Here is a 16,137-nt window from a genome sequence, read left to right as displayed (position 1 = left end):
CCCCACCCTTCTGGGGCCCCCGCCCCCACCCCGCGCCCCCCACGGGTGGTTGCCCCCCACCCCCACCCCGGGCGCCGGCCCCCCGGGGCCCCGGGCCCCCCGGCAGCCGGTTACGGAGCGGGGTGCGTCAGTCGGTGAGGTTCACCGAGCGGGCCGAGGAGGCGCCGATCTCGTCGGCGATCTCGGTCAGCACCGTCTGCGGGACGGTCTCGTCGACGGTGAGGACGACCAGCGCCTCGCCGCCCTCGGCCGCCCGCGAGACCTGCATGCCCGCGATGTTCAGCCCGGCCTCGCCGAGGATCTTGCCGACCGCGCCGACCACACCGGGCCGGTCCTGGTAGCGCAGGACGACCATGTGGTCGGCGAGCGCCAGGTCCACGTCGTGCTCGCCGATGGCCACGATCTTCTGGAGGTTCTTCGGGCCCGCCAGCGTGCCGGAGACCGCGACCTCCTCGCCGCTGGAGAGCGTGCCGCGCACGGTGACCACGTTGCGGTGGTCGGGCGACTCCGAGCTGGTGGTGAGGCGGACCTCGACCCCGCGCTCCTGGGCGAAGAGCGGGGCGTTGACGTAGGAGACGGTCTCGTCGACAACGTCCTCGAAGACCCCCTTGAGCGCCGAGAGCTCCAGCACCTTGACGTCGTGCTGGGTGATCTCGCCGTACACCTCGACGTCGAGCCGGGCCGCGACCTCGCCCGCGAGCGCGGTGAAGATCCGGCCGAGCTTCTCGGCGAGCGGCAGGCCGGGGCGTACGTCCTCGGCGATGACCCCGCCCTGGACGTTGACCGCGTCCGGGACCAGCTCACCGGCGAGCGCGAGGCGGACCGACTTGGCGACCGCGATGCCCGCCTTCTCCTGGGCCTCGTCGGTGGAGGCGCCGAGGTGCGGGGTGCAGACGACCTGGTCGAACTGGAAGAGCGGGGAGTCCGTGCAGGGCTCCTTCGCGTACACGTCCAGACCGGCTCCGGCGACGCGGCCCTCCTTGAGTGCGGAGTACAGCGCCTCCTCGTCCACGATGCCGCCGCGCGCGGCGTTGACGATGCGGACCGAGGGCTTCACCTTGTGCAGCGCCTCGTCCCCGATGAGACCGAGGGTCTCGGGGGTCTTCGGCAGGTGCACGGTGATGAAGTCGGCGACCTCAAGGAGCTCGTCCAGGCTGAGGAGCTTGACGCCCATCTGCGCGGCGCGGGCGGGCTGGACGTAGGGGTCGTACGCGACGATCTTCATACCGAAGGCCGACATGCGCTGGGCCACCAGGACGCCGATGCGGCCGAGGCCGACGACGCCGAGGACCTTCTCGCTGAGCTCGACCCCGGTGTACTTGGAGCGCTTCCACTCGCCGTTCTTCAGGGCGGTGTTGGCCTGCGGGATGTTGCGCGCCGTGGCGACCAGCAGACCGCAGGCCAGCTCGGCGGCGGTCACGATGTTGGAGGTCGGGGCGTTGACGACCATCACGCCGGCCTTGGTGGCCGAGGAGACGTCGACGTTGTCCAGACCGACACCGGCCCGGGCGACGACCCGGAGCTTCTTGGCGGCGGCGATGGCCTCGGCGTCGACCTTCGTGGCGGAACGCACCAGGATGGCGTCGACGTCGACGATCGCGGGGAGCAGCTCGGCGCGGTCCGCGCCGTTGCAGTGCCGGATCTCGAAATCCGGACCCAGAGCGTCGACCGTGGCGGGCGACAGCTCTTCAGCGATGAGTACGACAGGCTTCGAGCTCACGTGAGTCCTCACAAGTCCAGTGCGGACGGCCGTCCCGACGGCCGCAGGCGGTGGAGGGGCTAGCCGCGTGGTAGACGCACGACACTGTGGGCCCTGACGCGTTGTATGTGTTGAGAAGTGTAGTCATGCGGAGGGCCTTCTACTGCGCCCCGGTGGAAGGATCACCCGCACGAGGGTGGACGAGGTGTACACCCGTACGGAAGGCCACGTTCCGGTGATCCTCCGGTGATGTGGGGCGGGGCGGGCCCTGCCGGACCCGCCCCGCTCCCCCGAGGACCTACGCCTCTTCGTCGTTCACCCAGCTCATGAGCTTGCGCAGCTCACGGCCGGTGGTCTCCAGCAGGTGGTCGCCGTCGGCCTTCTTGTACTCGTTGTACTTGGGCAGACCGTTGTGGTACTCGGCCATCCAGTTCTTGGCGAAGGTGCCGTCCTGGATCTCTGCGAGGACCTTCTTCATCTCGGCCTTGGTGGCGTCGGTGATGATCCGCGGGCCGGTGACGTAGTCGCCCCACTCGGCGGTCTCCGAGATGGACCAGCGCATCTTCTCCAGGCCGCCCTCGTACATGAGGTCCACGATGAGCTTCAGCTCGTGCAGGCACTCGAAGTACGCGATCTCGGGCTGGTAGCCCGCCTCGGTCAGCGTCTCGAAACCGGCCTTGACCAGGGCGGCGGTGCCACCGCAGAGGACGGCCTGCTCGCCGAAGAGGTCGGTCTCGGTCTCCTCGGTGAAGGTCGTCTTGATGACGCCGGCCCGCGTGCCGCCGATGCCCTTGGCGTACGACAGGGCCAGCTCCAGGCCCTTGCCCGAGGCGTCCTGCTCGACGGCCACGATGCACGGAACGCCGCGGCCCTCCTCGTACTGGCGGCGGACCAGGTGGCCGGGGCCCTTGGGGGCGACCATGCACACGTCGACGTTGGCCGGGGGCTTGATGAAGCCGAAGCGGATGTTCAGGCCGTGGCCGAAGAACAGCGCGTCGCCGTCCTTGAGGTTGTCCTTGACGGACTCCTCGTAGACCTGGGCCTGGATCGGGTCCGGGACGAGGATCATGATGACGTCGGCCTCGGCGGCGGCCTCGGCCGGGGTCACCACGCGCAGGCCCTGCTCCTCGGCCTTGGCCTTGGACTTCGAGCCCTCGTGCAGACCGACGCGGACGTCGACGCCGGAGTCGCGGAGCGACAGCGCGTGGGCGTGGCCCTGGCTGCCGTAACCGAGAACCGCGACCTTGCGGCCCTGGATGATGGACAGGTCGGCATCGTCGTCGTAGAACAGCTCGGCCACTGGGTCTTCTCCTTGGTGTGCAGGTGTTGCGTCCCACCGTACGGCGGGGGCGTCGGGATACGTGATCGGGTCTCGCCATACGAGCGGCGCGCGGCGGCGCCGGTCCCGTCGCGGGTCAGGCGGAACGGTCGAGGGCGCGCAGGGACCGGTCGGTGATCGAGCGCGAGCCCCGCCCTATGGCGATGGTGCCGGACTGGACGAGCTCCTTGATGCCGTACTGCTCCAGCATCTTGAGCATCGCCTCCAGCTTGTCGGCCCCTCCGGTCGCCTCGATCGTGACGGCCTCCGGGGAGACGTCGACGGTCTTGGCGCGGAACAGCTGGACGATCTCGACGATCTGGGAGCGGGTCTCGCTGTCGGCGCGGACCTTCACCAGGACGAGCTCCCGCTGGATCGCAGCGGCGGGCTCGAGTTCGACGATCTTCAGGACGTTGACCAGCTTGTTGAGCTGCTTGGTCACCTGCTCCAGGGGCAGGTCCTCGACATTCACGACGATGGTGATGCGGGAGATGTCGGGGTGTTCGGTGGTGCCGACGGCGAGCGAGTCGATGTTGAAGCCGCGTCGGGAGAACAGGGCGGTGATCCGGGCGAGGACACCGGGCTTGTTCTCGACCAGGACGGAGAGCGTGTGCTTTTCGGACATGGGAGTCGGTCTCTCTCTGTCTCTCAGTCGTCTTCGTTGTCGCCGAAGTCGGGGCGGACGCCGCGTGCGGCCTGGACCTCGTCGTTGGAGGTGCCGGCGGCGACCATCGGCCAGACCATGGCGTCCTCGTGGACGATGAAGTCGATCACGACGGGGCGGTCGTTGATGGAGTTGGCCTCTTCGATGACCTTGTCCAGGTCGGCCGGGTCCTCGCAGCGGATGGCGTGGCAGCCCATGGCCTCGGACAGCTTGACGAAGTCCGGGACGCGGGTGCCCTTGGCCGGGGCGCCGTCCGTGTCCGTGCCGGAGTGCAGCACGGTGTTGGAGTAGCGCTGGTTGTAGAAGAGGGTCTGCCACTGGCGGACCATCCCGAGGGCGCCGTTGTTGATGATGGCGACCTTGATCGGGATGTTGTTGAGCGCGCAGGTGGTCAGTTCCTGGTTGGTCATCTGGAAGCAGCCGTCACCGTCGATGGCCCAGACCGTGCGGTCGGGCATCCCGGCCTTGGCGCCCATCGCGGCCGGGACCGCGTACCCCATCGTCCCGGCGCCGCCGCTGTTGAGCCAGGTGGCGGGCTGCTCGTAGTCGATGAAGTGGGAGGCCCACATCTGGTGCTGGCCGACGCCCGCCGCGAAGATCGTGCCCTCGGGGGCGAGCTTGCCGATGCGCTGGATGACCTGCTGCGGGGAGAGGCTGCCGTCCTCGGGCAGGTCGTAGCCGAGCGGGTAGGTGTCGCGCCAGCGGTTGAGGTCCTTCCACCATGCGGCGTAGTCGCCGGTGTGGCCCTCGGTGTGCTCGGCCTGGACGGCCTGGACCAGGTCGGCCAGGACCTCGCGGGCGTCGCCCACGATCGGCACGTCGGCGGTGCGGTTCTTGCCGATCTCGGCCGGGTCGATATCGGCGTGGACGATCTTGGCGTACGGGGCGAAGCTGTCCAGCTTGCCGGTGACGCGGTCGTCGAAGCGGGCTCCGAGGGCGACGATCAGGTCGGCCTTCTGGAGCGCGGTGACGGCGGTGACCGCACCGTGCATGCCGGGCATTCCCACGTGCAGCGGGTGGCTGTCGGGGAAGGCGCCGAGCGCCATCAGGGTGGTGGTGACGGGCGCTCCGGTCAGCTCCGCGAGGACCTTCAGCTCGGCGGTGGCCCCGGCCTTGATGACGCCGCCGCCGACGTAGAGCACGGGGCGCTTGGACTGGGTGATCAGCTTGGCGGCCTCGCGGATCTGCTTGGCGTGCGGCTTGGTGACGGGCCGGTAGCCGGGCAGGTCCTGGGTGGGCGGCCAGCTGAAGGTGGTCTTCGCCTGGAGGGCGTCCTTGGCGATGTCGACGAGGACCGGTCCGGGGCGGCCGGTGGAGGCGATGTGGAAGGCCTCGGCGATGGTGTGCGGGATGTCCTCGGCCTTGGTGACCAGGAAGTTGTGCTTGGTGATCGGCATCGTGATGCCGCAGATGTCGGCTTCCTGGAAGGCATCGGTGCCGATCGCCTTGGAGGCGACCTGGCCGGTGATCGCGACGAGCGGCACGGAGTCCATGTGCGCGTCGGCGATCGGGGTGACCAGGTTGGTGGCACCGGGTCCCGAGGTGGCCATACAGACGCCGACCTTGCCGGTGGCCTGCGCGTACCCGGTGGCGGCGTGGCCGGCGCCCTGCTCGTGGCGGACCAGGACGTGACGGACCCGGGTGGAGTCCATCATCGGGTCGTAGGCGGGGAGGATCGCGCCGCCGGGAATGCCGAATACCGTGTCGGCGCCGACTTCCTCAAGAGAACGGATGAGGGACTGCGCGCCCGTGACGTGTTCGACGGTGACGGACGGCTGTCCGCCGTTTCGGGCGCGCGGCTGCGGGTGGTGGGCCCCGGTGGCCTGCTCGGTCATCGGCATTCTCTTCTCGAAGCTGAGGGTGTTCGCGGGTGGTTTTTCGCGGGTGTTTTGCAGCGTTTTGAGAGGTTCAGTGCAACAAAAAACCCCTCGTGCCGTGAGGCAAGCGAGGGGAGCGCGCCGGGTGCGGTCGCAGAGTGTCGTGGAGTGACTCTGCTTCAGCCGACGCGCTTTCCAAGTACGAGAATTCGGGTGCGCATGGCATTGACCCTCTCTCCGGCACGCATGACGTGTCAAGTGGGTGGGACGGGCGTCTCAGCATGTGATCCGGTGAGCAGCGGGATCGAGCCTCCCGCCATCACCGTACGGGGGCCGGGAACGCCCGGAACGGGGAACTGGCCGCGGACCAGGGCGCGGCGCAGCCGGTACTCGTCGAGCGGGCCGGAGAAGGCCATCCCCTGGCCGTGGGTGCAGCCCATGGACCGCAGCGCGAGGACCTGCTCGGGGACGTCGACCCCGTCGGCGACGGACTGGAGGCCGAGGTCGCAGGCGATCCGCAGCAGCCCGCTGGTGATCTTGTGCAGCCTGGCCGATTCGACGACCCCCTCGACCAGGTTCCGGTCGAGTTTGAGTACGTCGATGGGGAGGCGGCGCAGCGCGTTGATCGCGGCGAAACCGCTGCCGAAGCCGTCGAGCGCGATCCGGACGCCGAGGCGGCGCAGGGCCACGAGCCGCTGCTCCAGCTCGTCGAAGGAGATCCGGGGGTCGCTGTCGGCCACCTCGATCATCAGCGCCCCCGAGGGCAGCCCGTGCCGGGTCAGCAGCGCCTCGATGGAGCCGAAGGGCAGGGCCTTGTCCAGCAGCCGGGTGGCGGAGAGGCGTACGGAGACGGCGACGGGGTGTCCGGCCCTGGCCCGGTCGGCGGCCTGCTTCACGGCCTCCTCCAGGAGCCAGCGGCCCAGCTCGGCGGTGCGGTCGTCGTCGCCGGTGACCCGGAGGAATTCGGCGGGGGTGAACAGAATGCCCTGGGCGGAGCGCCAGCGGGCCTGGGCGGCGACGGCGGCGACGGAGCCGCTGGCCAGGTGGACGACGGGCTGGTGGAGCAGGGCGAACTCGCCCTCGCGCAGGGCGGTGCGCAGCCGGGTGGCGAGCTCGGAGCGGCGTACGACGTCGGCCTGCATCTGGGGGGCGTACAGCTCGACCCGGTCCTTGCCGCCGGCCTTGGCCCGGTACATCGCGAGGTCCGCGTTGCGCATGAGGTCGGTGGGGGTGATGCCGGGCTCGGCGAAGGCGACGCCGATGGAGGCGGCCACCCGGACCTCGCTGGGGCCGATCCGGTAGGGCTGGGAGAGGGTGAGGCGGAGCCGGTCGGCGATCTCGTGCACCTGGTACTCCCGGGCGCCCTGGTCGCGGGTGCCGTCGCCCATGATGAGGGCGGCGAACTCGTCACCGCCGAGCCGGGCCGCGGTGTCCCCCGCCCGGACGGACTCCTGGAGGCGGCGGGCGGCCTGGATGAGCAGTTCGTCGCCCGCCTGGTGGCCGATGGTGTCGTTGACCGCCTTGAAGCCGTCGAGGTCGATGAAGAGCACGGCGGTGCCGGAGTCCCCGGCGCGGCGGCCGGTCAGCGCCTGCCGGACCCGGGAGGTGAACAGCGCCCGGTTGGGCAGGTCGGTGAGCGGGTCGTGCTCGGCGTTGTGCTGCAACTGGGCCTGGAGCCGGACGCGTTCGGTGACGTCCCGGCTGTTGAGGAGGAGTCCGCCCTGGTGCCGGTTGACGGTGGACTCGGCGTGCAGCCAGTCGCCGGTACCGGAGCGGAAGCGGCACTCGATGCGGGTGGTGGGCTCCTCGTGGGGCGGGGCGGCGAGGAAGCGCCGCACCTCGTGGACGACCCGGCCGAGGTCGTCGGGATGGATGATCGAGGAGAGCTCGGAGCCGACGAGATCCTCCGCGTCGCGCCCGTAGACCCCGGCGGCGGCGGGGCTGACGTAGCGGAGGGTGCCGCTGGGGGCGGCGATCATGATGACGTCGCTGGAGCCCTGCACCAGGGAGCGGAAGTGGTTCTCCTTCTGGGCCAGCTCCTGGGTGAGGGAGATGTTGTCCAGCAGCATGATGCCCTGGCGGACGACCAGCGCGAGGACGACCGTGCAGCCGGTGAGGACGACGACCCGGTCCACCCGGCGGCCCTCGACCACGTTGTACAGGATGCCCAACGTGCAGACGGCGGCGGCGAGATACGGGGTCAGCGCGGCCAGCGACCCGGCGATCGGGCGGCTGGTGGTGCGCGGGGGCGCGGGACGGTCGGTGCCGGGTGCCCGGCGGCGTACGCCCCAGGGCGCGTAGGCGAGGAGCAGTGAGCCGGCGAACCAGCCGGCGTCGAGCAACTGGCCCGAGTGGTAGGTGGAGCGCAGCAGCGGCGAGGTGAAGATGGCGTCGCTCAGGACGGTCAGCGCCAGGGCGGCGATCGCGGTGTTGACGGCGGAGCGGTTGGCCCCGGAGCGGCGGAAGTGCAGCGCGAGCACCATGGAGACGAGCACGATGTCGAGCAGCGGGTAGGCCAGCGAGAGCGCGGCCGGGCCGACACTGGCCTCCTCGACGCCCGCCATGTGCGCGGTGTGCGCGAGGGCGAGGCTCCAGGCGAGGGTCAGCAGGGAGCCGCCGATCAGCCAGGCGTCCAGGGCCAGGCAGACCCAGCCGGCCCGGGTGACGGGGCGCTTGGCGAGGACGAGCAGGCCGACGATGGCGGGCGGCGCGAAGCAGAGGAAGAAGGCGTCGGCGGCCGACGGGGTGGGCACGGGGACGCCGAGCACCACCTCGTACCACCCCCAGACGGCGTTTCCGCAGGCCGCCATGAGGGAGGAGACCGAGAACAGCAGCCAGGCGGGGCGCAGCCGCCCGGGGCTCACCCGGGCGTAGAGGAAGCAGGAGACGGCGGCCACCAGCGCCGCCGCGGCGAGGCCGAAGTCCCCCATGAAGCGGGCCATTTCCGGAGAGCCCCAGCCGACGGCCGCTCCGACGGAGTATCCGGCGCAGACGAGGCCGAGCAGGATCCGGGAGCGCAGTCCCGTGGAGCCGGCGGTGGGCCGGGGCGAGAGCCAGGTCCCCAGCACGCTCACCGGAGGGCTCCCCGCCCCGGCCCGGGAAGGCCCGGCCGCCCCGGCGCCGGACGGCCGGTCCGCGCGGTGCGCCGCCGCCCGGTCCGCACCGGGGTCACGGCCGCCGGTACGAGCCCCGGCCCCGGCCGCCGCCTCGGGTGGTTTTCCGGCCATCGGAGGGCGCCGCACCCGGGCAGCGTCGATGACCGCCGCACTGCGTCCCGCCGGCTCGGATCGTCTCTCCATGGCCCGCACATCGCCCGTCGCCCCCTCGCGTTCCGATGCTCCCCCCGCGCCGCCCCTTCCACGGCGCAGCACCCCGGTGCGGACGATACACCAGATTCGTCACTCAGGGCCATAGCTTCTCTACGCTCCGTGACGAAATGCGAGGTGGGCGGCGCTAAGCGCATGCGGATCATGCCCTCATGTGACCGCCGGGACTCCTCAGCCGACGATCCCGGACTTCTCAGCCGGTGGTGCTGACGACGTTCACCACCGGCTCCCCGGCGACGAAGCGGGTGAGCTGCGAGGCGATCAGCCGCTTGGCCCGCGGTTCGAACGCCGAGGTGCTGCCGCCCACATGAGGTGTGATCAGGACATTCGGAGCATGCCAGAGAGGATGGCCGGAGGGCAGCGGTTCCGGGTCGGTGACGTCGAGCGCCGCACGCAGCCGTCCGGATTCCAGTTCGGCCAGCAGGGCCTTGGTGTCCACGACCCCGCCCCGGGCGACGTTGACGAGGAGGGCTCCGTCCGGCATCGCGGCGAGGAACTCCGCGCCCACCAGCCCCTGCGTGGAGGCGTTCAGCGGGGTGGAGAGGACGACCACGTCGGCCTCGGGCAGCAGGGCGGGCAGGTCGTCGAGCGTGTGTACGGGACCGCGCTCGGTGGTCCGGGCGGAGCGCGCGACGCGCGCCACCCGCGCGCACTCGAAGGCCGCGAGCCGGTCCTCGATGGCCGAGCCGATGGATCCGTACCCCACGATGAGCACGGACTTGTCGGCGAGCGCCGGGTAGAAGCCGGACCGCCACTCCTCGTTGTCCTGGCCGTGGACGAAGCCGGGAAGTCCGCGCAGGGAGGCCAGGATCAGGGCGAGAGCCAGCTCCGCGGTGGACGCCTCGTGCACCCCCTTGGCGTTGCAGAGGCGTACGCCGGGGTGCAGCAGGCCGAGCCCCGGCTCCACGTGGTCGATGCCGGCGGAGAGCGTCTGCACCACCTGGACGGCGCTCATGTCACCCATGGGGCGCACGGCGATCTCGGAACCCTTCATGTAGGGCACGACGTAGTACACACAGTGCGCGGGGTCGCCGGGGAACTCCGGACCGCCGTCCCAGAAGAGGTAGTTGAGGCCCTCGGGGAGCCCGTCGATCTCGTCGGCCTCGAAGGGCAGCCATACGTCGGCGGTCGTCGCGCCGGCAGTCGTCGCAGTCATGGTCAGGAGGCTATGCGACGCGTGTGCGAACGCTCCAGGACGGCTGCAGGACGGATGCAGCACGGATGCAGGACGGCTGATCGGAGACCTCGCCGGGCCAGAGGTTAGTTTGGGTGCGGTACGGCCCCGTGACTGCGGGAACGAGAGGTCCCAGGGAGGGGTACGGGGAATTGGAGCGCAGGACTATCGGGGCGGCGGGGCTCGCCGTGGGCGCGGTCGGTCTGGGCTGTATGCCGATGAGCTGGGGTTACAGCGCATCGGAGCAGCGCGGTGACCGTTCGGTGCGTACGGTGCACGCGGCGCTCGACGCGGGTGTCCGGCTGCTCGACACCGCGGACATGTACGGGCCGTTCACCAATGAGCTGCTGGTGGGGCGCGCGCTGAAGGGGCGCCGGTCCGAGGCGTTCCTCTCCACCAAGTGCGGGCTGCTGGTGGGTGATCAGCACATCGTCGCCAACGGCCGCCCCGGGTACGTACGGCGGGCCTGTGACGCCTCGCTGCGGCGGCTCCAGACCGATGTGATCGACCTCTACCAGCTGCACCGGGCCGACCCCGAGGTGCCGGTGGAGGAGACCTGGGGCGCGATGGCGGAGCTGGTGGGCGCGGGCAAGGTGCGTTCGCTGGGGCTCTGCGCGGTGGGGGCGCGTGCCCCGCGCCGGTCCGGGGCCGGGCCGCATGCGGGAACGATCCGGCAGTTGGAGCGGGTCCAGCAGGTCTTCCCGGTCAGCGCGGTGGAGGCGGAGCTGTCGGTGTGGTCGCCCGAGGCCCTGGAGGAGCTGCTGCCCTGGTGTGCGGCGCGCGGGGTGGGGGTGCTCGCCGCGATGCCGCTGGGCAGCGGCTATCTGACCGGGACGCTGAAGCCGGGGCAGGGTTTCGAGCCCGAGGACCTGCGGGCCCGGCACCCCCGGTTCACAGCCGAGATGATGGCGGCGAACCAGCCGGTGGTGGCCGGTCTGCGGCGGATCGCGGAGCGGCGCGGGGCGAGCGTGGCCCAGGTGGCGCTGGCGTGGGTGCTCCGGCAGGGGCCGCATGTGGTGGCGGTGCCGGGGACGAAGCGGGAGCGGTGGGCGGTGGAGAACGCGCGCGCCGCCGAGGTGGAGCTGGACGCGGCGGACCTGGCGGAGATCGCCGCGCTGCCCCGGGCGCGCGGGTCCTGGGACTGACCGGGGGCCCGGGGTCTCCGTGAGCCGGGCGCCCAGTGCGAGATAGCAGGACAATGGGCCGCACGGGGAACTCCGGGAGCGCGCACGAGGTAGGAACAGGTAGTGCGGAACAGGTAGTCAGCCATATCAGCCATAGTCGGGCAGCTGTCGAAAGGATCGGTTCAGTGCGCGGTGCTGTGTTCGGATCAGTTCAGTCCCCCGTGGTGCGCAGGGGGGTGGTGGCCGCGCTGGCGACGGCCTCGCTGGTCCTGTCCGCCGCGTGCTCCCCGGGCGGGGAGGAGAACCCGTCCGGTACGGGCACCACCGCCTCGCCGACCGCCTCCCCGAGCTCCGGCTCCCCCGCGCCGAGCGCGTCGTCGGACCTGCCGCCCGCCAAGGGTTCGGCGAAGGTCGTCTCGACGCTGACCGAGGGGCTGGAGTCGCCCTGGGGGCTGACCGCGCTGCCCGGCGGCGACCTGCTGGTCGCCTCACGGGACGAGGGGACGATCCACCGGATCGACGGCGAGAACGGGAAGCGGACGCTGCTCGGCTCGGTGCCGGGCGTCTCCCCCGCGGGCGAGGGCGGTCTGCTGGGGCTCGCGGTCCCCTCGACGTTCGGCGCGGACCAGTGGGTGTACGCCTACTTCACGACCGCCTCCGACAACCGGATCGTACGGATGCAGTACGACGAGAAGCGCCCGGCGGGCCAGCAGCTGGGCGCCCCGGACACCATCCTGCGCGGCATCCCCAAGGGCACCGTCCACAACGGCGGCCGGATCGCGTTCGGCCCGGACAAGATGCTGTACGCGGGCACGGGCGAGGTCGGGGACACCGGGCTCGCGCAGGACAAGGAGTCGCTGGGCGGCAAGATCCTGCGGATGACCCCGGACGGGGAGCCGGTGCACGGCAACCCGGAGGCGGACTCGGTGGTGTATTCGTACGGGCACCGCAATGTCCAGGGGCTCGCCTGGGACGACAAGAAGCGGCTGTGGGCGGCCGAGTTCGGCCAGAACACCTGGGACGAGCTGAACCTGATCGAGCCCGGCGGCAACTACGGCTGGCCCGAGGTGGAGGGCGAGGGGGGCGAGGACGGGTTCATCGACCCGGTCGCCCAGTGGAAGACCTCCGAGGCCTCGCCCAGCGGTATCGCGTTCGCCGAGGGCTCGATCTGGATGGCGGGCCTGCGCGGCGAACGGCTCTGGCGCATCCCGCTCTCCGGGGACGCGGACAAGGAACCTTTGGCGGACCCCCAGGCGTTCCTGGAGGAGGAACACGGCCGGCTGCGCACGGTGGTGAGCGCGGGCGGCGACCGGCTCTGGCTGGTCACCAGCAATACGGACGGCCGGGGGGAGCCGAAGCCGGGGGACGACAGGATCCTGCTGGTCGACGTGGGGTAGCCGGACGCCCCGGACCTCACCACCCCGCGCAGCATGCCGGAGGGAGCACGACCGTGTTCAATTTCTTCGAGGAGCTCTTCGCCCCGGGGCGCAAGCACACGGCCGACGAGCGGAAGCGGCTGGAGCTGAGCCGGATGGACGTCGCCTCCGGCGATCCGGGCCGGGGGCCGATAGACCTGACCTCCGGCAAGGTGGTCGTCCGCGCGCCGGGGGCGGAGCCGGCCGGGGACGGCGAGGGGCCGCTGGAGCGCTGATGCCGGAGCGGCTGATGGCGAGGGGCCGCTGGAGCTCTGATCCCGGAGCGGCTGTTGCCGGGGCGCCGATGAGCCGGGGTTACGGGGTCGGGTAGAGGCGGAGGCGGTGGGCCAGGGCCGCGGCCTCGCCTCGGGTGGAGACGCCGAGCTTGGCCAGGATGTTGGAGACGTGCACGCTCGCGGTCTTCGGGGCGATGAACAGCTCCTCGGCGATCCTCCGGTTGGTATGTCCGGCGGCGACCAGCCGGTGCACGTCCTGCTCGCGCGGGGTCAGCCCGAAGGACTCGACGGCGGCGATGGCAGGGTCGGTCTCCTCTGCCGGGTGTGGCCCGGCCCCGTCCGTCGTTACGTCGGCGGGTGCGGCCAGGACCGCCGGGTGGATCTCCTCGTCGGGGGCGGTGGCCGCCAGGCCGATCCGGGCCCGTGCGGCCAGTTGTTCGGTCTCCTCGGCCAGCGGGCGGGCGCCGAGCCGTACGGCGGCGGTGTGGGCGCGGCGCAGCAGGGCCGTCGCGGTGGACCGGTCGCCCGGGGCGGTGAGCAGGGACTCGGCCCAGCGGTGGTGCATCCGAGCCAGTTCGTACGGGCGGGACAGCGGGGCGAAGGCGGCCGCCGCGCGGGCCCAGTGGTCCGGGGTGTCGGCGCCCTCCGCCCGGGCCAGTTCGGCGTCGATCGCCAGCCCGTGGGCGGCCCAGACGGGGACGACCAGGGGCAGCCCCTTGGCGTGCCGGCGGATCAGGGCCAGCATCGCCGGGCGACCCGGCTCGGTGGCGGGCAGCCCGCGGGCGTCGGCCTCGATCGCGGCGGCGGCCTGGAGCAGCGGCAGCGCGTACCGCTGGGTGCCGGGCGGGAAGCCCCGGCGGGCCAGCTCCTCGAAGGCTTCCCGCGCCTCGGCGGTCCGGCCCTGTGCCGCCGCCAGCTGCATGGTGTGCCGGACGGGGGTGATCTGGTGCTGGGGCTGCGGATTGCGCAGCCCGAAGTGCTTGAGGGCGAGCGCGAGTTGCTCCTCCGCCTCGGTCTGCTCCCCACGGGCCACGGCCAGTTCGGCGCGGTGGACGGCGGCCATGGCCCTGGTCCTGGGTGAGAGGGCCAGCCGCTCGGCGCAGGCCGCGGCCGCCTCGCTCCGCGCCCAGAGGCCGAGCGAGAAGTAGGACTGCGCCTGGTTGGCGTACACCCAGGAACCGGAGTCGGCCAGGCCCTGGTTGTGACAGACCTCGATGCCGTGGTCGGCGGCGGCCACGGCCTCCAGCGAGCGGCCCATCGCTTCGAGGGAGGAGGGCAGGTTGATGCTCGCCCGGCCGACCAGGTGGACCAGCTTCCGTTCCTCGGCCCGGTCGCGGACCTCGTACATCTCCGCGAGGCCGTCCTCGACGCCGCCCGCGTCGGCCGTGAGCCAGCCCCGGGTGAGGCGGGCGTGCAGCTCGATGTACTCGTCGCCGACGAGCCGGGCGTACTCCACCGCCCGGTCGCTGTCCTCCAGCGCCTGCGGGCCCGGCTCGTGCAGCGCCCGCCAACTGGCCACGTTGGTCAGGACGTCGGCGTGCACGGCGGACGGCGGCAGTCCGCGCACCAGCTCCTGCGCGGTGGCCAGCTCCTCCCAGCCGTCGCCCCGGTCGAGCCCCTGCGTCAGCCGCGAGCGCTGCACCCAGAACCAGGCCGCGCGGAGCGGGTCGCCCTCGGTCTCCAGAGTCCGCAGCGCCTTCTTGGAGATGGCCAGGGCGCGCTTGCGGTCACCGCCGAAGCGGGCGGCGACGGTGGCCTCGGCCAGCACGTCCAGGTAGCGCAGCGGGGTGTTCGCCGGGTCGTCGCCCGAGGCCGGGTAGACCTCCGCGAAGTCGATGGGGCGCAGGGTGTCGCGTACCGCGTCGGGCACGTCGTCCCACAGGTCCATCGCCCGCTCCAGGAGCCGCAGTTGCTCGGAGTAGGCGTAGCGGCGCCGGGCCTGTACGGCCGCGTGGAGCACGGCGGGCAGTGCCTTGGCCGGGTCGTGGGCCGCGTACCAGTAGCTGGCGAGGCGGGTGGCGCGCTCGTCGTCCCGGACCAGGGACGGGTCGGCCTCCAGGGCTTCGGCGTACCGGCGGTTGACGCGGGTGCGCTCGCCCGGGAGCAGGTCGTCGCTGACGGCCTCGCGGACCAGGGAGTGCCGGAAGCGGTAGCCGTCGTTGTCGGGGGCGGGTTGCAGGAGGTTGGCGCCGACGGCCGCGCGCAGCGCCTCGTTGAGGTCGTCCTCGCAGAGCCCGGCGACGGCGGCCAGCAGTTCGTGCTCGACGTGGGAGCCGCCCTCGGCGACGACCCGGGCGACCCGCTGGGCGTGCTCGGGGAGCGCTTCGACCCGTACGAGCAGGAGGTCGCGCAGCGATTCGGAGAGGCCGGAGCTGTCGCCGCAGCACTCCAGGGAGCGGGCCAGCTCCTCGACGAAGAAGGCGTTGCCGTCGGAGCGGTCGAAGATCTCGTCGACCACGCCCGCGCCGGGTGCCACGGCGAGGATGCCGGTCAGCTGGCGGCCGACCTCGGCGTGGCTGAACCGGTCGAGTTCGAGGCGGGTGACGGTGCGCAGCCGGTCCAGCTCGGCGAGGAGCGGGCGCAGGGGGTGGCGGCGGTGGATGTCGTCGGCGCGGTAGGTGCCGAGGACCAGGAGGCGGCCGCTGCGCAGGGTGCGGAAGAGGTAGGCGAGGAGGTGCCGGGTGGAGGCGTCCGCCCAGTGCAGGTCCTCCAGGACGAGGACGACCGGGCGGTCGGCGGAGATCCGCTCCAGGAGCCGTACGGTGAGTTCGAAGAGGCGGGCGGTGCTGTGCTCGTCGGTCGCGTCCCGGTGGGCCTCGCCCAGCTCGGGCAGCAGCCGGGCCAGTTCGCCCTCCTGTCCGGCGCAGGCGACGGCCATCTCCTCGGGCAGGGTACGGCGCAGGGTGCGCAGGGCTGCGGGGAAGGGGGCGTACGGGAGCCCTTCGGCGCCGATCTCCACACAGCCGCCGACGGCCACCACGGCCTCGCGCCGGCGCGCCCGGCCGCAGAACTCCTCCACCAGCCGGGTCTTGCCGACGCCCGCCTCGCCGCCGATCAGCAGCGCCTGCGGTTCGCCCGCGGTGGCACGGGCGAGCGCCTCGGTGAGCACGCCGAGTTCTTCGGCGCGTCCGACGAACTGGGGGCTGACTGACCTGGTCTCCACGGGGTGGAGCATCGCATACGGGCCCGCCCGGACGGCACCGGTTTCCATGATGGTGATCATGGTCTCAGGGCGGTACGTGGGCGATTCGGCGGAGCTGGATGCGGCGGTGGCGCCGGGCGTCCTGGGGGCTCTGGGTGCACTGGTGGCTCTGGGTGCACTGGTGGTTCCGGGCGCCCTGAGCGCCCCAGAAGCCCCAGACGC

At 72.0% G+C, this 16,137-nt stretch carries 10 protein-coding genes; 3 read left to right on the top strand and 7 right to left on the bottom strand.

Translation table 11 applies throughout. The features are described from left to right. Window positions 1–127: 127 nt before the first annotated feature. The 6 genes from serA to ACFW9Z_RS32820 all read right to left on the bottom strand — a co-directional run bounded on the left by serA (window position 128) and on the right by ACFW9Z_RS32820 (window position 9,980). Entirely contained in the window at window positions 128–1,720 is a 1,593-nt protein-coding gene (serA, locus tag ACFW9Z_RS32845; protein WP_384646619.1) for a phosphoglycerate dehydrogenase, read from the bottom strand. A 277-nt stretch (window positions 1,721–1,997) separates the two neighbouring features. Beyond that, window positions 1,998–2,999: a ketol-acid reductoisomerase gene (gene ilvC, locus ACFW9Z_RS32840; RefSeq protein ID WP_073771743.1), complete on the bottom strand. Its 1,002-nt coding sequence runs from the start codon at window positions 2,997–2,999 to the stop codon at window positions 1,998–2,000. Between the two features lie 115 nt (window positions 3,000–3,114). Beyond that, window positions 3,115–3,642, bottom strand: a complete 528-nt coding sequence (gene ilvN / locus ACFW9Z_RS32835) for an acetolactate synthase small subunit (RefSeq protein ID WP_084749630.1) — start codon at window positions 3,640–3,642, stop codon at window positions 3,115–3,117. Window positions 3,643–3,665: 23 nt separating this feature from the next. Further along, the gene (locus tag ACFW9Z_RS32830; RefSeq protein ID WP_384646617.1) at window positions 3,666–5,522 is read right to left on the bottom strand and encodes an acetolactate synthase large subunit; all 1,857 of its coding nucleotides are present in this window, start codon (window positions 5,520–5,522) and stop codon (window positions 3,666–3,668) included. A 230-nt stretch (window positions 5,523–5,752) separates the two neighbouring features. Continuing rightward, window positions 5,753–8,572, bottom strand: a complete 2,820-nt coding sequence (locus tag ACFW9Z_RS32825; RefSeq protein ID WP_384646625.1) for a putative bifunctional diguanylate cyclase/phosphodiesterase — start codon at window positions 8,570–8,572, stop codon at window positions 5,753–5,755. Window positions 8,573–9,017: 445 nt separating this feature from the next. Continuing rightward, entirely contained in the window at window positions 9,018–9,980 is a 963-nt protein-coding gene (locus ACFW9Z_RS32820; protein WP_384646615.1) for a 2-hydroxyacid dehydrogenase, read from the bottom strand. A 206-nt stretch (window positions 9,981–10,186) separates the two neighbouring features. Between ACFW9Z_RS32820 and ACFW9Z_RS32815 the strand changes: the two genes are divergently transcribed. The 3 genes from ACFW9Z_RS32815 (at window position 10,187) to ACFW9Z_RS32805 (ending at window position 12,773) form a co-directional block, all read left to right on the top strand. Next, on the top strand, window positions 10,187–11,143 hold the full coding sequence (locus ACFW9Z_RS32815; RefSeq protein ID WP_384646623.1) for an aldo/keto reductase: 957 nt from the start codon (window positions 10,187–10,189) through the stop codon (window positions 11,141–11,143). Between the two features lie 164 nt (window positions 11,144–11,307). Next, a complete protein-coding gene (locus ACFW9Z_RS32810) occupies window positions 11,308–12,519 on the top strand; it encodes a PQQ-dependent sugar dehydrogenase (protein ID WP_384646613.1) in 1,212 nt (403 codons plus the stop codon). A 53-nt stretch (window positions 12,520–12,572) separates the two neighbouring features. Further along, complete coding sequence (locus ACFW9Z_RS32805; protein ID WP_384646611.1) at window positions 12,573–12,773, top strand: DUF6191 domain-containing protein; 201 nt, start codon at window positions 12,573–12,575, stop codon at window positions 12,771–12,773. A 79-nt stretch (window positions 12,774–12,852) separates the two neighbouring features. Here the strand turns inward: ACFW9Z_RS32805 and ACFW9Z_RS32800 are convergent, their stop codons facing one another. Then, entirely contained in the window at window positions 12,853–15,984 is a 3,132-nt protein-coding gene (locus tag ACFW9Z_RS32800) for an AAA family ATPase (RefSeq protein ID WP_384646609.1), read from the bottom strand. Window positions 15,985–16,137 lie beyond the last annotated feature (153 nt).

Source organism: Streptomyces sp. NPDC059452, from assembly GCF_042750035.1.
Classification (GTDB): Bacteria; Actinomycetota; Actinomycetes; order Streptomycetales; family Streptomycetaceae; genus Streptomyces.
Note: the sequence above shows the minus strand (reverse complement) of the source record. Positions and strands in the feature narration are given on the sequence as shown.